The following is a 19,462-nucleotide window of genomic DNA, read 5'->3' on the forward strand; positions in this document are numbered from 1 at the left end:
AAATAGTTTGCATTCAGCCAAAAGAAAGGGCGACCTGAGTCGCCCTTGTATACATGCTTTTTCACAAACCAACGTCAGCCCTGCTTGCTGAGTCTGGCCAGATCCGCCGTGATATTGGCAGCCTCAACCAGATACTCGTCGGGGGCTTCAAAATCCGCCGGCAACTCGTCGAGACTCTTCACCGCAGGCTTGCCAAGGCGAGCCAGGCGCTCATTGGTGCGCGTCAGCGCCTTCTCGTCCTGTTTGGCCTGATCAGCCAGACGCTCCGCCTCGTTGAGGGAGACCGACTTCTTGTCCTTCTCCTCCTTGTAGTCGGCGATGTCCTGCATCACATAGGCAAACTCGGGATCCTTGGTGATCCGCGCATCGTGCGCCGACTGTAGCTTGGGCAACACACTGACGAAGTTACCGAGCTTCTCGTAGCTGGCCGAGGCTATCTTGTCCCACGGCAGCGCGTTGAACTCACGGCTCTCGCCCGTCTCTTCCGGGGCGACCGCTGTGGGGAAGCGGATGTCAGGTGCCACGCCCTTGTTCTGGGTGCTGCCACCGTCGATCCGGTAGAACTTGGCGATGGTGTACTGCACGTGACCCAGTGGCTGCTCGTAGAAGTCATAGACCTTGGCGAGGCTGCGATGCTGCTGCACTGTGCCCTTGCCGAACGAGTTTTCACCCAGGATCAGGGCGCGGCCATAATCCTGCATGGCAGCTGCGAAAATCTCGGAGGCCGAGGCACTGTAGCGGTCAATCATCACCGACATGGGGCCGCCGTAGTAGACGTTGCCATCGTCATCGCCATTGACCGTGATGCGGCCCATGTGATCACGAATTTGCACCACGGGACCGCTGGCGAAGAAGAGACCGCTCAGGGCAGAGGCTTCGGTCAACGCACCACCACCGTTACCGCGCAGATCGATGATCAGGCCATCGATATTCTGCTTGTTCAGGCTGGAGAGCTCCTTGATCACGTCGTCGTGCAGATTGACGTAGAAACTCGGGATCTCGATAACGCCAATCTTCTTGCCTTCGGCGTGAATCACCTTGGACTTGGCGGCTCTGTCTTCCAGGCGCACCTTGTCGCGGGTCAGCTCGATCTGCTCGGTCTTGACGGTCGCGCCTTTGCCGCGCTGGATCTCCAGCTTCACCTTGCTGCCTTTTGGCCCCTTGATGAGTTCGACCACGTCATCGAGACGCCAGCCGATCACATCGACAATCTTGCCATCGTCCTGCCCTACCCCGGTTATCTTGTCATCGGGCTTGAGGTGATTGGACTTGGCGGCCGGGCCACCCGGTACCAGGGAGCGAATCACGGTGAAATCATCATCCGCCTGCAACACGGCACCTATGCCTTCCAGCGAGAGGTTCATCTCGGTGTTGAAGCGATCGGCATTGCGCGGGGAGAGATAACTGGTGTGCGGCTCGATGGCACGAGCGAAGGAGTTCATGAACAGCTGGAACACGTCCTCGCTCTCGGTCTGGGACATCCGCTTGATGGCATTGTTGTAACGCTTGCCAAGCAACTCCTTGATCTCGGGCCACTCCTTGCCACTGAGCTTGAGGCTCAGGGCATCGAACTTGACCCGCTGACGCCACAACTCGTTGAGTTCTGCTTCGTCTTTGGGCCAAGCCACCCCTTCCCGATCAAAGATGTAATTGTCGGGCTGGGTAAAATCGAAAGGAGTATCGAGCAGTTTGAGGGCGTATTCGAACCGCTCATAACGCCGCTGCTGACTCAGATTGAACATCTCGTAGGCAGGTGCCAGCCGTCCTCTTTCGAAGTCGGTGTCAAAACCGTTACGGTACTTTTCAAAGCGGCTGATATCAGAGGCCAAAAACAGGTTTCTGCTGTAGTCCAGATTCTCCAGATACTTGTCGTAAATCACGGAGGAAAAGGTATCGTCCAGCTTGAACTGCTTGTAATGCGAGCGGGTAAACAGATTGGCAATTCGCTTGCTAGCCGTAGCATGTTGGCTCTCTTGAGCCAACACAGGCAAATCACTTTCCTTGAGCACCGGCTCGATGGCCTGTGCAAGCCCGGCAAGCGCCAGGCTACAGGCAACGAGGGAAAAACGAATTACGCCATGCTTCAACATTTGTCTCCTTAGAGAACCAGATGCTCAAATTTGACCCGCAGCATCATGCCGGTCTGCAGTTGGACCTGAACGTCATCCTTGGTCACTTCCTTGATGGTCGCCGGTACAGGAGACTTGCCCAGCACGACCCTGACGCCTTGATCCACTTTCAGATTAGCAGCATCGACCTTCACCAGCGGCGCATCGGCAACGGGGGCCTTGGGTGCGGCTTTGGGCTTGTCAGATTTGGCGACAGCATCAGCCTTGCGCGGGGCAGGACGACGGGGCTGCTTGGCCTTCTCTTCTTTGGTATTGGTACGACGGCTGGCAAAGACGCGCTCTTTGCTCTCTTTCAGGGCTTGCTTGGCATGTTCGATGTGCTCTTCGGTGAGCAGTTCACCCGGATTTCCGTCCAGATCGACACGGGCCTGGCCAGCCTTGAGGCCATGCAGGTAACGCCAGCTGGAGGTGTATTGACGCAGTGCAGAGCGCAGCATGGTCTTGGATACTCTGGCGTCGTCAGCAAGACGCTCGGCCAAATCCTGGAAGATGCCAATCTTGAGTGGCTTGGCCTCTCCTTCAGCGATGAAGCAGGCCGGGAATTTCTCGACCAGGTAGGCAACGATCTCTTTACTGTTCTTCAGCTTCTCAGTGTTTTCCATGTATAACCTTGGCTTTCATATAAACGCGCGGGCACGCCCGAGCACAACAAAGGCCCCATTATAGAGAGCTTGGGGCCTTTTGCGAACCATCAAGCAATGACTTAGAGCATGCTTTCCAAAATTTGCACCGTTTCTTCCAGCCCAATCCGGTCTTCTGCGTCAAAACGGTTGAAAATTGGGCTATCGATATCCAGCACGCCAATGATCTCGCCACCACGGCGCACCGGGATCACGATTTCCGAGTTGCTGGCGCCATCGCAAGCGATATGCCCTTCAAATTGATGCACATCGTCAATGAGCTGGGTTTGCCCCTCAGCAACCGCAGTGCCGCATACCCCACGGCCGACCGGAATACGTACGCAGGCCGGTTTGCCCTGGAACGGACCGAGCACCAGGGTATCTCCCTGCAACAGGTAAAAACCCACCCAGTTGATCTCGGCCAGCTCCTGATTAAGCAGCGCGGACAGGTTGGCCAGATTGGCAATCAGATCGGTTTCCCCCTCCAGCAACGCCTTGGCCTGCTGGTTGAGGGTGCGATAAAACGGTTGTTTTTCAATCATGATTAAATGAACTTCACTCCCTGATAATCTGTGCAAGGTAACGCCCTGCCTGAAAATTTCAAATCTATTTTCACCTTCACCCCCCTCCTTTTCTTCATAAAGGCAGTCATTCAACGACTGACCGAGAGTGCCAACTGCTGGCGCTGGCCATTGTTCCACTCGATATTGAGCAGCCAGACCATCACTGCCGAGGTGCAGGAACCCACCAGGGTCGACCCCTGCCAGCCGCGATCAGCAGGCGCGAAACTGACCGGTATGGTGCCCATGAACATGTCTCGTCCCTCCAACCAGGCTTTCACCGGTTTCAAGGCGGGATCCCCCCCCTGAAGCAGTATCACGAAGTCATGTTCGGCCTGCACCGGCAAGGAGGCGACGCTGACGGTCATCGGTTTGTCGCCCACCAACAGGCTGCAGGAGGCGTGGGACAGATCACAAATCTGATCTTTTTCTGCCCCTGCCACCGCCGTCTGCCCCCCGCCAAACCAGGTTCGATAAGCGACCAATCCGAGCAAAATGGCCAGAACGATCGCCAAGTGGGCAATTTTGCGTGAAGTGAGTCTCTCTTTCATGAAAAAACAACCTTTTAAGATGCCTTAAAAATGACATTTTCGTGATCTCGCGCAAGGTAAATAATTGAGCAGGCGAGACCAGTCGGAGCCAAATATATCACTGTTTATACTGTTATTTTACCTGTCACTTCAGTATCATTCCCAACGAATTTTCATTTAGCTACTTTTTGCTTTTCCTTTTATTAACAGTTGTTAACGGAAGGTTGGCAGTAGCCAATGATGTCGGTCCATGTCACTGGACAAAAAATCAAACAACAGCAGCATCGGAAGCGGAATACAACGATGAGCCATATAACTAACCATCCTGAGTACAACTACACCGTTGTTCGCCAGTTCACCGTCATGACGATTGTCTGGGGAATTGTCGGCATGTCGGTTGGCGTACTGATCGCAGCCCAGTTGATCTGGCCTGCCCTCAACTTCGAGACCCCGTGGCTGACTTACAGTCGTCTGCGGCCCCTCCATACCAACGCAGTGATCTTCGCCTTCGGCGTCAGCGCACTGATGGCCACCTCCTTTTACGTGGTGCAACGCACCTGTCAAACCAGACTGTTTGGTGGCCCCCTGGCGACCTTCGTTTTCTGGGGCTGGCAGGCAATCATCCTGTCTGCCGCCATTTCGCTGCCGCTGGGATACACCACCTCCAAGGAGTACGCAGAGCTGGAATGGCCGATCGATATCGCCATCGCCATCGTCTGGGTCGCCTACGCCATCGTTTTCTTCGGCACCCTGGTCAAACGTACCACCTCCCACATCTATGTGGCGAACTGGTTCTTTGGCGCCTTCATCATCACGGTGGCCGTGCTCCACATCGTCAATAGCATGGCAGTGCCACTTTCCGGCATGAAGTCCTACTCCATGTATTCCGGTGTCATGGATGCCATGGTGCAGTGGTGGTATGGCCACAACGCGGTAGGCTTTCTGCTGACCGCCGGCTTCCTCGGGATGATGTACTACTTCGTGCCCAAGCAGGCGGGTCGTCCGGTTTACTCCTACCGCCTCTCCATCGTGCACTTCTGGGCGCTGATCTCCCTCTATATATGGGCCGGTCCGCACCACCTGCACTATACCGCGCTGCCTGACTGGGCCCAGTCGCTGGGCATGGTCATGTCCCTGATCCTGTTCGTCCCCTCCTGGGGTGGCATGATCAACGGCATCATGACCCTCTCCGGCGCCTGGCACAAACTGCGTTATGACCCCATTCTGCGCTTCCTGGTCGTGTCCCTGTCGTTCTACGGCATGTCCACCTTCGAAGGCCCCATGATGGCGATCAAGACGGTCAACGCCCTCTCCCACTACACCGACTGGACCGTAGGTCACGTCCACTCAGGCGCACTGGGTTGGGTTGCCATGGTATCCATCGGCGCCGTGTATCACCTGATCCCGAACCTGTTCGATCAGGGGCGCATGTACAGCATCCGCTTGATCAACGTGCACTTCTGGCTGGCCACTGTGGGCACAGTGCTCTACATCGTATCCATGTGGATTTCCGGCGTGATGCAGGGTCTGATGTGGCGTGCGGTCAACGACGACGGCACCCTGACCTACAGCTTCGTGGAATCGCTGCAGGCCTCTTATCCCTTCTACTTCGTGCGCTTCCTGGGTGGCTGCTTCTTTGTCACCGGTATGTTGCTGATGGCCTACAACGCCTATCGCACCATCACTGCGCCCAAGGGTTCCCTGGAACCTGTCGCACAGCCAGCATGATTGAAGAGGTCAACGCATGAGCAACAAAAACCGTCACGAGATCTTTGAAAAGAGCGTCCCCATGCTGGTGGTCGGCATCATATTTGCCATCAGCCTGGGGGGCCTGGTCGAAATCACCCCCCTGTTCTTCCAAAAGCAGACCACTGAGCCGGTAGAGGGCCTCCTGCCCTACTCTGCCCTGCAGATGGAAGGCCGCGATATCTTTATCCGCGAAGGCTGCTCCGTTTGTCACAGCCAGATGATCCGTCCGCTTCGCGCCGAAATTGAGCGTTACGGCCACTACTCGGTCGCGGGTGAAAGCGTGTGGGAACACCCCTTCCTTTGGGGCTCCAAGCGTACCGGCCCGGATCTGGCCCGTGTGGGCGGTCGCTATTCAGACGACTGGCACCGCGCTCACCTGATCAACCCGCGCGATGTGGTACCCGAGTCCAATATGCCGTCCTTCCCCTGGCTCGACACCAATGTCCTGACCGGTGAACTGACCGGGAAGAAACTGGCGCTGTTCCGGGATCACTTCGGCGTGCCTTACAGCGACGCTGACATCCAGGGTGCAGCTGAAGCCGTTAAGGGCAAAACCGAACTGGATGCGCTGGTAGCCTATCTGCAATCACTGGGTCATGCCCTGAAATAAAGGAGTCAGGATATGGATTACGGCACATTTCGCGGCCTTTATACCCTGCTGTTGATGGCCATCATGATCGGCATCATCGTCTGGGCATACAGCAAGCGCCGCAAGGCCTCTTTCGACGAGGCTGCCAACTTGGTGTTTGCCGACGACGAGCAACCCGGTGCTGATAACAAGAACGCAGGAGCGAAACAATAATGAGCACTTTGTTTAGCATTTTTGTGACCGTCCTCAGCCTGGGGACCATACTTGGCTGCTTCTTGCTACTGGTGTGGTGCTTGCGCGACAAAATGGGCGTGGAGGAGGGCCAGTCCATGGGACACTCCTTCGACGGTATCGAAGAGATCAACAACCCGCTGCCGAAGTGGTGGACCTACATGTTCTTCTTCTTCATCGTCACCGGTCTGCTCTATCTGCTGGCCTTCCCGGGGCTGGGTAACTGGAAGGGTCTGCTGGCCTGGCAGAGCTCCAACCAGGATGTTCGCTCGCTGGCCGAGTCCAAGGCTGCGGCGGCCTCCGCCAAGGCTGAAGGTCGGGCGGTGGAGTTTGACCGCGAACTGCTCAAGGCTGACGAGATCTACGGCGCCAAGTTCCGAGAGCTGGCCTATCAGGCCGATGGCAAGACCTATCGCGCCATTGAAGAGATCGCCGCCGATCCAGAAGCGCGCAAGGTGGGTCAGCGTCTGTTCCTGCAGAACTGCTCCCAGTGCCACGGTTCCGATGCCCGCGGCGGTCGCGGTTTCCCGAACCTGACCGACAGCGAATGGCAATGGGGTGGTCAACCGGATCAGATCAAGACCACCATCATGGACGGTCGTCATGGTGTGATGGCGGCCTGGGGTGAAATCCTCGGCAAGGATGGCGTTCAGGAAGTGGCCTCCTATGTGTTGAGCCTCTCCGGTCGCAAGGTCGATCTGGTGGAAGCGAAGAAAGGTGAAGCCCGCTTTGCTATCTGCGCAGCCTGCCACGGGGCCGATGCCAAGGGCGGTATCGCCGTCGGGGCACCGGATCTGACCAACAACATCTGGCTGTATGGCGGTTCCCGTCAGGTGGTCGAGCAGACCATCACCCACGGTCGTCACGGCGTCATGCCAGCCTGGAGGGACATTCTGGGTGAAGACAAGGTGCACCTGCTCGCCTCCTACGTTTATAGTTTGTCCCACAACAACATGTAAAATAAGCTGTAACATGTGATAAGCACGTGATTACTCAGCAAAAAGCCTCGACTCTTCGAGGCTTTTTGTTATCTTGTGTTGGCTGGAAAGCCTCCATTCTGTTAATCATACGTTTCGGTAGCACTCACTATGTCCCAACCCTGGTATCGCCAATTTTGGCCCTGGTTCATCATCACCCTCCCGGCCGCCGCCGTGATCGCCAGCATCAGCACTGGCATCATCGCCAGCAAGGATGGCGTCAACCTGGTCGCCGAAGACTATTACAAGCAAGGCAAAGAGATTAATCAGGACCTGAGCAAGTTCCGTCGCTCCGAAGCCCTCAACATTCACATCGCGCTGGAAGTGAATGACAAGGAGCTGACCCTCAAACCCCTCTCGGGAGAGATTGCCCCCGGTCAGGCCCTCTACCTTTCCCTGTTCCATCCGACCCTGGCCGGCATGGACAGCGAGCACATGGTGACGGCTGACGCCAGCGGCGTCTATCGCCTGCCGCTCGATAAACCATTGAATGGGAAATGGCATATCCGGGTCGATGCCCTCAATCACGAATGGCGTCTGCAAGAGACGGTCCAGCTCCCGACCAAGGCGCCCGTAGAACTCGATCCCAAAGGACGTTAAGCCATGACTGGCGGTTTTCACCCTGGCGACGCAGCTTCCCGCCAGCACGCCCCATGCCTCGATCGCTCACCTTGCCTCCCGGGGCAAGACGCCATCAACGCTTGTTTCCATTGCGGTGAGCCGGTTCCCGCCGGCAGTCGCTATGCACTCGAGATCAAGGGCATAGTCCAACCCATGTGCTGTCCCGGCTGTCAGGCGGTGGCAGAAACCATCATGGAGTGTGGCCTCTCCAGCTATTACGATCACCGCACAGCGCCCGGTATCAAGGGTGAACTGGTCCCGCAAGAGCTGGCTGCCCTCACCCACTACGATCTGACCGAGGTACAGCAGGATTTCGTCACCGACAGCGGCACGGGCAGCCACAGGATGCGAGAGATCCTGCTCAGCGTGGAAGGGCTAACTTGCGCCGCCTGCGCCTGGCTCATCGAGCGTCATCTGACAGGCCTTGCCGGCCTGCATTACATCAACGTCAATACCACCACCCACCGTGCGCGCATCAAGTGGGATCCGGACAGGCTTGCCTTGAGCGACATCCTCAAGGGGTTCGCCAAAATAGGCTATCGTGCCTACCCATTCCAGACCCACACCCAAGAAGCGCTCTACGCCAAAGAAGTGCGCAGCTACATGTTCCGGCTGGCACTGGCGGGCTTGGGGTCAATGCAGGTGATGATGTGCGCCGTGGCGCTCTACATGGATCTCTTCATCAGCGTCGAGGATGAGTTCATGGTCTACTTCAAGTGGATCAGCCTCTTGCTCTCAACCCCCATCATGATCTATTCGGCCCAGCCATTTTACGTGGGAGCCTGGCGCAGCCTGAAACAGGGCCACCTCTCCATGGACGTGTCGGTATCGCTGGCACTGATTGGCGCCTTCGTCGCCTCCATGTGGGCCACCGTCTTCAACACCGGTGAGGTCTATTTCGACTCCATCACCATGTTCGTCTTCTTCTTGCTGCTGGGACGTTTTCTGGAGTTACGGGCCCGGCGCAAGGCATCCGAGTCCAGCTCCAACCTGGCGCGGCTGGTGCCCATCATGGCCACGCGCATCGATGAAGATGGCGAGCATGAGGTAGCCGCCAAGATGCTGCAGGTGGGAGACAGGATACGGGTACTGGCCGGCGCCACCCTGCCGGCCGATGGTCTCATCGTCGAGGGACAGGCCAGTCTTAATGAATCCATGCTGACCGGTGAACAGTTGCCGCTGCTCAAGCAGGTGGGTGACAGCGTTTATGCCGGTACCATCAACACGGATGCACCGCTCCAGATCCGGGTCAGCCACCGTATCGAGGAGTCGCGCATCGCCCAGATCATGCGACTGCAGGATCATGCCCTCGATGACAAACCGGCCATCGCACAGATGGCGGATCAGCTGTCGCGCCACTTTATTCTGGTGCTGCTGATCATTGCCGCTGCGGTCTGGACCTTCTGGCACTTCCATCAGCCGGAGCAGGCCTTCTGGGTCACCCTGGCCGTGCTGGTTGCCACCTGCCCCTGCGCCCTGTCGCTGGCCACGCCGACTGCGCTCACTTCGGCCACCGCCAATCTGACCCGCAACGGCATTCTGCTGCGCCGTGGCCATGTGCTGGACGTGCTGACCAAGGCTAACCGGATCGTGATGGACAAAACAGGCACCCTGACCACAGGCAACATCAGCCTGATCAGCACCACGGCGCTGGCCGAGCTGAGCGAGGCCCAGTGCCTCTCCATCGCCCGCGCGCTGGAAGCCTACTCAGAACATCCCATCGCTCGCGCCTTTCGCAGCAAGGCGGCGGACGAAGCTGTGTTGCTGGCGGCAAGCGAGGTGATGCCCGTCATAGGTCACGGCATTCAGGGCAAGATCGCAGGCCAACATTACCGTATCGGCAGCGCACGCTGGCTATCCCTGCCCGCCGGGCAGACGGCCAGTCAGGGCCTTGCCATCTATCTGGCCGATGAATCCAGGCTGCTGGCCCGTTTCATCCTGGCAGATACATTGCGCCCGGATGCCAGGGCGCTGATCCAGGCTTTCAAGGCCGCCGGTCTGCAGACCACCATACTCACGGGTGACAGCTCGGCCCAGGCCGACGAGGTGGCCCGCGAACTCGGGGTCGATGAACTGGTAAAAGGGGTCACGCCGGATGGCAAGCTGGCCTATCTCAAGGAACATGAGGCCCGCGGCGATATCAACATCATGGTGGGGGATGGCATCAACGATGCCCCCGTGCTGGCCGGTGCCCACGCCTCCTTCGCCATGGCAGGCGGCACGGATCTGGCCAAGAACAGCGCCGATGCCATACTGCTGGCCGACGATCTCTCCCGCCTGCTGGAAGCGCGCACCCTGGCCATTCGCACCCGCAAGATCATCCAGGAGAACTTCGCCTGGTCCATTGGCTACAACCTGCTGGTGCTACCGCTCGCGGCCAGCGGCTGGTTGCCACCCTATGTGGCGGCGGCGGGCATGTCTCTGAGCTCCCTCATCGTGGTCACCAACTCCATGCGGCTCAATCGCTGAGCCATGGGCGCATGCATTCGCACGATAAACACACGATAAAAAGGAGCCCGCGTTTGCCGGGCTCGCCGGGTCCCAGGCCACCAACGGATATACCATGACCACTCTCATCGCAAGGCTTGCACCATGAACATCATCTTCGTCCTGATCCCCATCGCCATCCTGTTTGTCATCATCGCCGGCGCCCTCTTCTTCTGGGCCATTCGCTCCGAACAGTTTGAAGATCTCGACCGCCAGGGCTCCAATATCCTGTTCGATGAAGACTGCCCCGCCCAGAAAACCAGCGAGCATACATCCGATGACCGCCAGCCTTGATCTTATCGGGGCCCTGCTGGTGGGGCTGGCGGGTTCAGGCCACTGCATCGGCATGTGTGGCGGCGTCTCGGCCGCTCTCTCCATGGCCATCCCCCCCGAGCAGCAGCACTTCTGGGGCCGGCTCGGTTACCTGCTCAACTACAACCTGGGCCGGATCCTCAGCTATGTGTTAGCCGGAGCTCTGGTGGGAGGCCTGCTGGCCACGACCAGCGAACTGGGTGCAGGCAAGCACGCTATCGCCGGCTTGCGGCTGGTGGCCGCGCTCTTGATGATAGCGCTCGGTCTCTACCTCGCCGGCTGGTGGCAGGGCATATTGCTGCTTGAGCGCATCGGCGCCCGACTCTGGCCTCACATCAAACCGCTGGCGGGCAAGTTTCTCCCCTTCACCTCGGCCTGGCAGGCCTTTCCCTTTGGTATGGTGTGGGGCTGGCTGCCCTGTGGCCTGGTCTACTCCATGCTGACCTGGAGTGCGGCGGCGGGTTCCGCCGGTAGCGGTGCACTCATCATGCTCAGTTTCGGTATAGGGACCCTGCCGACACTGTTTGCACTGGGGGGGCTGGCAGACCGCCTGCGCTACTGGTTGACACTGCGCAGTTTGCGCCAGGGCGGCGCTGTTTTGCTCATCGCGTATGGGCTTCATACGCTCTGGATAGGGATTGCGTCCTTTTGAAACCCTATCCAAAACGGATGAGTTGATGGTAAACTTGTTTGATATAAATCAATTATTCGTATGAGCCTATGATCCCGGAAAAGAAACCTGGCAGACGTATTCAGAGCGGTGGCTGTGCAATTCATTGCCAGGATTGCAGCATCAGCCAGCTCTGCATTCCCTTCACCCTGAACGACAGCGAACTCGATCAGCTCGACAGCATCATTGAGCGAAAGAAGCCGATCCAGAAGGGTGAGGAGCTGTTCAAAGCAGGCGATGAGCTGAAATCGCTCTACGCGATCCGTTCCGGGACCATCAAGTCATACACCATCACGGAACAAGGCGATGAGCAGATCACCGCCTTCCACCTCGCCGGTGATCTGGTTGGTTTCGATGCTATTCATAAGCATGCCCATCCCTCCTTCGCCCAGGCGCTGGAAACGGCCATGGTGTGCGAGATCCCGTTCGACGTGCTCGACGAGCTCTCCGGCAAGATGCCCAAGTTACGTCAGCAGATCATGCGACTGATGAGCAACGAGATCATGGGCGATCAGGAGATGATACTGCTGCTCTCCAAGAAAAATGCCGAAGAGCGCCTCGCCGCCTTCCTGCACAATCTGTCGGTGCGTTTCTCCGAGCGTGGCTTCTCCGCCAAGGAGTTTCGCCTCTCAATGACCCGCGGTGATATTGGCAACTACCTCGGCCTCACCGTCGAGACCATCAGCCGTTTGCTTGGCCGCTTCCAAAAGTCCGAGCTCATCAGCGTCAAGGGCAAGTACATTACCGTGCTGGATAATGTGGCCCTCGGTATCATGGCTGGCGCCACCCGTCCTCCCAGCGGTTAATCTCCCTTTGTTGCCGGATCGGTTTACGCTGAATTTTGATCCGGCACACGTCTCCTTCCCTCCTCCTGAGCTAAGCTGTAATGGCTAAAGGTCTGCCATAATTGGTATTTTTGCCAAGGAGGAGGAGAACATGGTCAAGTACCGAAAAATCCTGGTCGTTATCAACCCGGAAGAAGAGCGGCAAATTGCCCTCGAACGTGCGGTCAAGGTGGCTGAGCTGGATGAAGGCGCTCAACTGACCCTGTTGCTCACCATTTACGACTTCTCGTACGAGATGACCGCCATGCTGTCGGTGGACGAACGGGAAGAGATGCGCCACGGCGTGATCGCCCAGCGCCGTGAATGGCTCGACGATATTCTGACACCCTACCGTGCCAAGGGGCTGGACTGCGAAATCAAGGTGGTCTGGCACAATCGTCCCTTCGAATGCATCATTCAGGAAGTGCTGGAGAACCGCCACGATCTGGTGGTCAAGGCGACTCACCATCACTCGTTTCTGCAAACCTTCATCTTCACTCCGACCGATTGGCACCTGCTGCGCAAGTGTCCCTGTCCCGTCCTGCTGGTCAAGGAGGGCCACTGGCAACGGGGCGGCAACATCATAGCTGCCATCAATTGTTCCAGTGACGATCAGGAGCAGAAACTGCTGAACGAGCGGATCACGGAGGAAGGGATCGCCATCGCCGAGCTGCTCGGCTCCAACCTCTACTTGGTCAACACCTATCCCGGCACCCCGGTCAACGTAGCCATCGAGCTGCCCGAGTTCGATCCCAACGCCTATAACGATGCCATTCGCAAGCACCATGAAAGCCTGCTGCTGAGCCATGCCGACAAATATGGGATCAGTCATCTGTGGACTCGGGTGGCGGAAGGTCTCCCGGAAGAGGTGTTGCCCGATCTGGCCGATAGCCTGCAGGCCACTCTGATGATCATGGGCTGCGTCGGTCGCACTGGCCTCTCTGCCGCCTTGCTCGGTAATACCGCCGAACATGTGGTGGATCGTCTCGCCTGCGACATGCTGATCCTCAAACCCGCCGATTACAGCAGCCCGGTAGACCGCCGGCGCAGTCAATCATAAGACGCCTTTCATCCTGGCATCTTGCCCTCCCCCGGGACATGGCTATAATAACGCGCTTATTTGTGTCCCGGGTTTTACGAGCATGCTAGAAGAGCTGAACGCCAAAGATAAATACAGTTTCAACAAACTGCAGAAGCGCCTGCGGCGCAACGTAGGTCAGGCCATTGCCGACTTCAACATGATTGAAGAGGGCGACAAGATCATGGTGTGCCTGTCCGGTGGCAAGGACAGCTTCGCCATGCTCGACATCCTGATGAGCCTGAAGGCAAGCGCCCCCATCCATTTTGATCTGGTGGCCGTCAACCTGGATCAGAAACAACCCGGTTTCCCCGAACATGTGCTGCCAGAGTACCTGACCACCCTGGGCGTTGACTTCAAGATCGTCGAGGAAGACACCTATTCCATCGTCAAGGACAAGGTGCCGGAAGGCAAGACCACCTGCGCCCTCTGCTCCCGTCTGCGCCGTGGCATTCTCTATCGCACCGCCCAGGAACTGGGTTGCACCAAGATAGCCCTCGGCCATCACAGGGACGACATACTGGAGACCCTGTTCCTCAACATGTTCTACGGTGGCAAGCTCAAATCCATGCCGCCCAAGCTGGTGAGCGATGATGGCAAGAACGTGGTGATCCGCCCGCTGGCCTACTGCAAGGAGAAAGACCTGGTACGCTATGCCGAGGTCAAGGCCTTCCCCATCATCCCCTGCAACCTGTGCGGCTCGCAGGAGAACCTGCAGCGTCAGGCCATCAAGCAGATGATGCAGGATTGGGATCGCCGCTTCCCCGGCCGGATCGAGACCATGTTCACCGCCATTCAGGACGTGATCCCGAGCCACCTGCTCGATCACAAACTGTTCGACTTCAAGAGCATCAACCGTGACTCCGGCATCATTGATGGCGGTGACAAGGCGTTTGATCCGCCTGAACTGCCCAAGGCGCCGCTGCTGGACATCGACGAGATGGACATGCTGGATGTGATTGAAGTGCGCTAAGCACGATAGACACACGCCCGCAGCAACAAAAAAGGAGCGCTTGGCGCTCCTTTTTTTAACTCACTGGCAAGCGGCTGGCTCACTCCTTGTGCAGCCAGGGGGTCAACCGCAGTATGTCACCCTGCAGTTGCAGCGTGCCCGCGGCGAAATCTGCCAGTTGCGCGTTGCTGAGCAGCAGCTGCCCCCCTTGCCAGGAGAGTGGTTGCTGGCGGGCACCGTCGACGAGATAGGCGGTGCCAGTCGGCTGTATCAGAGTCACCCGCACGCCCGCCATCTCGGGCAGGAAATACTTGCCGACCATGCCAGCCAGCTTACTCAACAGGGCTTGCATATCCTGCTGACGCCTGACCACCTCAGCCACCATGAGATCCCACTGGCTGCCTGACACGGGCTGCACATCGGCCATCACTTGCACTGACAGATCGCAGGCCGTGTGTTCGTCGGTCAACCCCACCACCACGGTCGCCTTGTCCAGATTGAGATCGTCGTCGTAGGGCAGCCGCAGCTCGCTGTCTACCGTCACCTCGGCGGCCACGTCCCGATCCAGGGTCGAGACCCGAGCCGAGGTGAGCAGGCAGCGCTGGCCATTTTGCTGATCGGTCAGGTAAAAGCCCAGCCTGGCGTGACCAAACTCCCCCTTGGCGAAGGTCTTCATCTGGCTGTAGAAGGTGCTGTACTGCAGATCCAGTGAAGGCTGCGCCAACCCCAGGGTGGGCAACAGCAGCAAGCCTGCCGCCGCGCCAAGTCGAGTCCTCTTCATATGCCATCCTTTTGCATTGCGCACTCATGATGCGCTGAAATATGCCTTTGCCATCGTCTGGCCTCAGACTCGCTAGGCATTGAAATGATCGGGGCCTTCGCTCACTTCCGTCACTTCGACCGCGACCCCGCACAGATCCCGATAGAGGATCCCCTTGCAGTTGAAGTAGAGGGGGGCAACCCAGATAAGGCCCAATCCCATGGGGATCAGCGCCAGGAAAAACAGTACCAGCATGGCACCGTGCAGCAACACTATGCTGGGCCAGCCGCGGGCAAACAGCTTGAGCGACACCAGAATGGCCTGCACCGGCGACAAGCCGCGCTCCAGCACCAGCGGCACCGAGAATACCAATCCCATGCCGATCAACGCAGACGGGATGAAGGCCAGCACCACCGGCAGGCCCACCAGTTCAAACAGGGGGCCAAACAGGCTGGTGAGCATACTGCCGAGCAGACTCAGGCTGCCGAGACGCAGGAAGTGGCGAAAGAAATCGAAAACCTGGCTCGGGCGGGCACGCACACCGACCGACTGCTGCAATCCCAGCATGTCGAGGGACGAGGTCATGGGCGACATCATGATGGTGATAAGCAGGCTCAGCACCAGGGCTATGTCCATTCCCCCCTCCTGATTGAGGTGGGGGGCCAGCAGGGTATTGCTCAGCAATATCCAGATGGCTGTGACACCGACGATGGCCAGCAGCAGGCCGAAACCGGTGCGCCGCGTCTGTTGCCAACTCTCTTGCAATACCCCCTTGAGGTCGAGACGATATCCCTGACTCAGGGACTGTTCGAGGGAACCACCGATCCGCATTTTATTACTCAATTGACTATCCAACATCAGAGAAATCACTATTCAGGGAGCACATTATAGCGATTTGACCCGGCATGCGTAGCCGTTTTTCCCCTTATCTGCTGGCCAAAAAGTCTTTGATTTCATAAGGGGCCGTCATCGCAGCCAACACAGCTTCCGTCCGGATCTGATCACCACGCCAGTATGATGCTTCCCATCTGCATCAGCCGTCGGGGGCAGTCGTGGGGGTGACCTCTCTGCCTTGGCCCGCCGCTGCGATGAGTGTTGGATGCTAGAAGGTGCCGCAAACACATGCGCGATGGCGTGGCCATCGGCGAGTTCCCCAAGGTAGCGACCCACTATCAACAGATGCGGGCACGCCCCGGTGTGCAGCAAGCCCTCTGATCCCGCGACCTGTGGGTGCAAGTGCTCTGTCTGGCACCCTTTTCCCCTTCCCTATCCTCTGCATTGAGATCGTTTTCACATTTCTACCCTCTCACAGTGGATCGATCGCGCCTTAGGGCCTATCTTTTTCACATGACGCAACCGGTTGCGTAACCGGTTGCCTGGATGAACATCAGATATGCGGACGCGAGTCTGCCGAGGTGCTGTATGAAACGAGGCGTATTGCTCAATGCTCCCCTGAGCGCACTGGTGGCAAAGCTGGGCCACACCGACGAGATCACGGTCTGCGATGCAGGCTTGCCCATTCCGGCAGGCCCTGAGCGGATCGATCTGGCGCTGATGGCGGGCACCCCCAGCCTTGCAACCGTGCTGACCGCCCTGCTCACCGATCTGGTGGTGGAGAAGGTGATCATGGCGAGCGAGATCAAGCAGATCAGCCCCGCCGCCCATCAGGCACTGGTCGAGCAGATAGAGGCGCACGCCGCGGCCCAAGGCAAGCCCATCACCATCGAATACTGCCTGCACGAGGCGTTCAAGACCCGCTCCCGTCAGAGCAAGGCGATCGTGCGCAGCGGCGAGGTCACCCCCTACGCTAATATTATTCTCTGCGCCGGTGTGGCGTTTTAAGCCTCGTCAAGGAAGCTGCAAATGAGCACAACCTCCTCCTCGCCCCTTTCTCCCATTCTGGAGCTCACCGGGATCGTCAAGACCTTCCCCGGTGTGCGCGCCCTCGACGAAGCGGGTCTGCGGGTCTATCCCGGTCAAGTGATGGCCCTGCTCGGCGAAAATGGCGCTGGCAAATCCACCCTGATGAAGGTGCTGACCGGCATCTATCAGGCCGATGCGGGCAGCGTCAGTTATCGTGGCCAGCCGGTCCATTTCAAGGGCCCCCGCGACTCCCAGGATCAGGGGATCAGCATCATCCACCAGGAGCTGAACCTGCTGCCGGAACTGTCGATTGCCGCCAACATCTTCCTCGGCCGCGAACCCCGTACCCGTTTTGGCAACATCGATCACCCGCAGTTGCGCGAGCGCGCCAGCAGCCTGCTGGGCCGACTCGGCGTCAAGCACGGGCCGGATACAAGGCTTGGGGATCTGTCGATTGGCGAACAGCAGATGGTGGAAATCGCCAAGGCACTGTCGTTCGATGCCAGCGTCATCATCATGGATGAACCGACCGATGCGCTGACCGACACCGAAACCGAGCAGCTGTTTGTGGTGATCCGCGAGCTGCGCCAGCAGGGTTGCGGCATCGTCTACATCTCCCACCGCCTCAAAGAGATCTTCCAGATCTGCGATCGGGTCACCGTGCTGCGCGACGGCAAGTGGATCGGCGAGAAGGCGGTAAGCGATCTCGATGAAGACAAGATCATCGAGATGATGGTGGGTCGGCGGCTGGAAGAGCAGTATCCGCGCCTTGCGCGCGAGCTTGGCCCCGTCAGCCTGCAAGTGAAAGCACTGGCCGGTCCCGGTGTGCGCGGGGTGAGCTTCTCCCTGCATCAGGGGGAAATTTTGGGCTTTAGCGGCCTGATGGGCTCAGGGCGCACCGAGCTGATGAAGCTCATCTACGGTGCCAGCCCCATCAGCGCCGGTGAAGTGGAAGTTGACGGTCACGCCCTGGTCCCCCGCAGCCCGGCCGATGGGCTGGCTGCGGGCATCGCCTATATCTCCGAAGATCGCAAGGGCGATGGGCTGGTGCTGGAGCTCTCGGTGCGCGAAAACATGAGTCTCTGTGCCCTTGGCGAGTTCATCAGCCACGGCAAGATTGACGGCAAGGCCGAACGCCAGGCGGTGAGCGACTATGTGCGCCTGTTCAATATCAAGACCCCGAGTCAGGATCAGCTGATAAAACTGCTCTCCGGCGGCAACCAGCAGAAGGTCGCTATCGCCAAGGGGCTGCTGACCCGGCCCAAGGTGTTGATCCTGGACGAGCCGACCCGCGGCGTCGACGTGGGTGCCAAGAAGGAGATCTATCAGCTCATCAACCAGTTCAAGAAGGAGGGGATGAGCATCATCCTGGTCTCCTCCGAAATGCCGGAAGTGCTCGGCATGAGCGATCGCATCATGGTGATGCACGAAGGGCGCATCAGCGCAGAGTTCAACACCCGTGACGCCAATCAGGAGAAACTGATGGCGGCGGCAGTCGGTAAACAGTGGCAAGCAGAGCAAGAGGCATCCCAATGACAACCCAACCCCTTTCCCGCCGCGGCATCATGAGCAAGGCCTGGTGGATCGAGAACAAATCCCTGGTCGCCCTGCTGGTGCTGATCGGCGTGGTCTCGGCCTTAAGCCCCAACTTCTTCACCGCCGACAACCTGCTCAACATACTACGCCAGACCTCGGTCAACGCCATCATGGCGGTCGGCATGACGCTGGTCATCCTCACCGCCGGTATCGATCTCTCGGTCGGATCTGTGCTGGCCCTGTGCGGCGCGCTGGCAGCCACCATGGTCGCCATGGAGCTGCCCATCGCGTTGGTGGTGCCCCTCACTCTGGGAGCAGGAGCCCTGCTGGGCGGCGTCAGCGGCCTCATCATTGCCAAAGGCAAGGTGCAAGCTTTCATCGCCACACTGGTCACCATGACCGCCCTGCGCGGCGTGACCATGGTCTATACCGAAGGGCGCCCCATCTCCACCGGCTTCAGTGAGGGTGCCGATCACTTCGCCTGGCTCGGTACCGGTTACCTGTTCGGTCTGCCAGTGCCCATCTGGCTGATGGCCATCGTCTTCCTGCTAGCCTGGTTCATGCTCAACCACACTCGCCTCGGCCGTTACATCTACGCCCTGGGCGGCAACGAATCGGCCACCCGCCTCTCCGGCATCAATGTGGCCAGGGTGAAACTGGCGGTGTATGGTTTGTGCGGTATGTTGTCGGCACTGGCCGGGCTCATCGTTACCTCCCGCCTCTCCTCGGCCCAGCCGACTGCAGGCATGGGTTACGAGCTGGATGCCATCGCCGCCGTGGTGCTGGGTGGCACCAGTCTGATGGGTGGCAAGGGTCGCATCATGGGAACCCTGATCGGGGCACTCATCATCGGCTTCCTTAACAACGCCCTCAACCTGCTCGACGTCTCGTCCTATTACCAGATGATCGCCAAGGCCAGCGTGATTTTGCTCGCCGTGATGATCGATAACAAAAGCAAGTAAGCACACACAAGG

At 58.5% G+C, this 19,462-nt stretch carries 20 protein-coding genes and 1 pseudogene; 15 read left to right on the forward strand and 6 right to left on the reverse strand.

What is annotated here, in order from left to right; all coding sequences use genetic code 11:
• Positions 1-74 precede the first annotated feature (74 nt).
• The 4 genes from prc to GWQ22_RS06910 all read right to left on the reverse strand — a co-directional run bounded on the left by prc (position 75) and on the right by GWQ22_RS06910 (position 3,860).
• Positions 75-2,090 carry a carboxy terminal-processing peptidase gene (gene prc, locus GWQ22_RS06895; RefSeq protein ID WP_275929845.1) on the reverse strand — a complete coding sequence of 672 codons (2,016 nt, stop codon included), beginning with the start codon at positions 2,088-2,090 and terminating at the stop codon, positions 75-77.
• Positions 2,091-2,098: 8 nt separating this feature from the next.
• Complete coding sequence (gene proQ / locus GWQ22_RS06900) at positions 2,099-2,731, reverse strand: RNA chaperone ProQ (protein ID WP_042037804.1); 633 nt, start codon at positions 2,729-2,731, stop codon at positions 2,099-2,101.
• Between the two features lie 101 nt (positions 2,732-2,832).
• Positions 2,833-3,291, reverse strand: coding sequence for a GAF domain-containing protein (locus GWQ22_RS06905; RefSeq protein ID WP_042037805.1), 459 nt, complete (start codon positions 3,289-3,291; stop codon positions 2,833-2,835).
• Positions 3,292-3,401: 110 nt separating this feature from the next.
• On the reverse strand, positions 3,402-3,860 hold the full coding sequence (locus tag GWQ22_RS06910) for a hypothetical protein (protein ID WP_212513198.1): 459 nt from the start codon (positions 3,858-3,860) through the stop codon (positions 3,402-3,404).
• Between the two features lie 282 nt (positions 3,861-4,142).
• Here GWQ22_RS06910 and ccoN point away from each other — a divergent pair, with 282 nt between their 5' ends.
• The 11 genes from ccoN to ttcA all read left to right on the forward strand — a co-directional run bounded on the left by ccoN (position 4,143) and on the right by ttcA (position 14,350).
• Complete coding sequence (ccoN, locus tag GWQ22_RS06915) at positions 4,143-5,567, forward strand: cytochrome-c oxidase, cbb3-type subunit I (protein WP_275929846.1); 1,425 nt, start codon at positions 4,143-4,145, stop codon at positions 5,565-5,567.
• A 16-nt stretch (positions 5,568-5,583) separates the two neighbouring features.
• A complete protein-coding gene (ccoO, locus tag GWQ22_RS06920) occupies positions 5,584-6,198 on the forward strand; it encodes a cytochrome-c oxidase, cbb3-type subunit II (protein ID WP_042037809.1) in 615 nt (204 codons plus the stop codon).
• A gap of 12 nt (positions 6,199-6,210) precedes the next feature.
• Positions 6,211-6,390, forward strand: coding sequence for a CcoQ/FixQ family Cbb3-type cytochrome c oxidase assembly chaperone (locus GWQ22_RS06925; protein ID WP_005315611.1), 180 nt, complete (start codon positions 6,211-6,213; stop codon positions 6,388-6,390).
• A complete protein-coding gene (gene ccoP, locus GWQ22_RS06930) occupies positions 6,390-7,367 on the forward strand; it encodes a cytochrome-c oxidase, cbb3-type subunit III (protein WP_275929847.1) in 978 nt (325 codons plus the stop codon). Before GWQ22_RS06925 ends, ccoP begins: the two co-directional genes overlap by 1 nt.
• A gap of 129 nt (positions 7,368-7,496) precedes the next feature.
• Positions 7,497-7,985, forward strand: a complete 489-nt coding sequence (locus tag GWQ22_RS06935) for a FixH family protein (protein ID WP_042037814.1) — start codon at positions 7,497-7,499, stop codon at positions 7,983-7,985.
• A 93-nt stretch (positions 7,986-8,078) separates the two neighbouring features.
• Positions 8,079-10,475, forward strand: a complete 2,397-nt coding sequence (locus GWQ22_RS06940) for a heavy metal translocating P-type ATPase (protein WP_275929868.1) — start codon at positions 8,079-8,081, stop codon at positions 10,473-10,475.
• 123 nt (positions 10,476-10,598) lie between these two features.
• The gene (ccoS, locus tag GWQ22_RS06945; RefSeq protein ID WP_042037815.1) at positions 10,599-10,787 is read left to right on the forward strand and encodes a cbb3-type cytochrome oxidase assembly protein CcoS; all 189 of its coding nucleotides are present in this window, start codon (positions 10,599-10,601) and stop codon (positions 10,785-10,787) included.
• Entirely contained in the window at positions 10,771-11,457 is a 687-nt protein-coding gene (locus GWQ22_RS06950; protein ID WP_042037816.1) for a sulfite exporter TauE/SafE family protein, read from the forward strand. The genes ccoS and GWQ22_RS06950 overlap by 17 nt, the downstream gene beginning before the upstream one ends.
• Positions 11,458-11,525: 68 nt before the next feature.
• Positions 11,526-12,281 carry an FNR family transcription factor gene (locus tag GWQ22_RS06955; protein ID WP_212513201.1) on the forward strand — a complete coding sequence of 252 codons (756 nt, stop codon included), beginning with the start codon at positions 11,526-11,528 and terminating at the stop codon, positions 12,279-12,281.
• A gap of 130 nt (positions 12,282-12,411) precedes the next feature.
• Positions 12,412-13,359 carry a universal stress protein UspE gene (uspE, locus tag GWQ22_RS06960; protein WP_108535424.1) on the forward strand — a complete coding sequence of 316 codons (948 nt, stop codon included), beginning with the start codon at positions 12,412-12,414 and terminating at the stop codon, positions 13,357-13,359.
• Between the two features lie 82 nt (positions 13,360-13,441).
• Positions 13,442-14,350 (forward strand): tRNA 2-thiocytidine(32) synthetase TtcA, encoded by a 909-nt coding sequence (gene ttcA, locus GWQ22_RS06965; protein ID WP_275929848.1) that lies wholly within the window; start codon positions 13,442-13,444, stop codon positions 14,348-14,350.
• Between the two features lie 79 nt (positions 14,351-14,429).
• On the opposite strand, the gene GWQ22_RS06970 is transcribed toward ttcA, so the two are convergent.
• Together GWQ22_RS06970 and GWQ22_RS06975 are read right to left on the reverse strand one after the other, a co-directional pair.
• Positions 14,430-15,110 (reverse strand): DUF2987 domain-containing protein, encoded by a 681-nt coding sequence (locus GWQ22_RS06970; RefSeq protein ID WP_275929849.1) that lies wholly within the window; start codon positions 15,108-15,110, stop codon positions 14,430-14,432.
• 72 nt (positions 15,111-15,182) lie between these two features.
• On the reverse strand, positions 15,183-15,920 hold the full coding sequence (locus GWQ22_RS06975) for a hypothetical protein (RefSeq protein ID WP_212513234.1): 738 nt from the start codon (positions 15,918-15,920) through the stop codon (positions 15,183-15,185).
• A 297-nt stretch (positions 15,921-16,217) separates the two neighbouring features.
• On the opposite strand from GWQ22_RS06975, the pseudogene GWQ22_RS21865 reads away from it, so the two are divergent.
• The 4 genes and pseudogenes from GWQ22_RS21865 to rbsC all read left to right on the forward strand — a co-directional run.
• Positions 16,218-16,304 (forward strand): annotated as a pseudogene (locus GWQ22_RS21865) (glutathione S-transferase); the annotation flags it as partial.
• Between the two features lie 207 nt (positions 16,305-16,511).
• On the forward strand, positions 16,512-16,931 hold the full coding sequence (rbsD, locus tag GWQ22_RS06980; protein WP_042037825.1) for a D-ribose pyranase: 420 nt from the start codon (positions 16,512-16,514) through the stop codon (positions 16,929-16,931).
• 21 nt (positions 16,932-16,952) lie between these two features.
• Positions 16,953-18,488 carry a ribose ABC transporter ATP-binding protein RbsA gene (gene rbsA, locus GWQ22_RS06985; protein ID WP_275929850.1) on the forward strand — a complete coding sequence of 512 codons (1,536 nt, stop codon included), beginning with the start codon at positions 16,953-16,955 and terminating at the stop codon, positions 18,486-18,488.
• On the forward strand, positions 18,485-19,450 hold the full coding sequence (gene rbsC / locus GWQ22_RS06990; RefSeq protein ID WP_042037828.1) for a ribose ABC transporter permease: 966 nt from the start codon (positions 18,485-18,487) through the stop codon (positions 19,448-19,450). The genes rbsA and rbsC overlap by 4 nt, the downstream gene beginning before the upstream one ends.
• Positions 19,451-19,462: the final 12 nt, after the last annotated feature.

It is taken from the genome of Aeromonas sp. 1HA1 (assembly GCF_029237385.1).
Lineage (GTDB): Bacteria > Pseudomonadota > Gammaproteobacteria > Enterobacterales > Aeromonadaceae > Aeromonas > Aeromonas popoffii.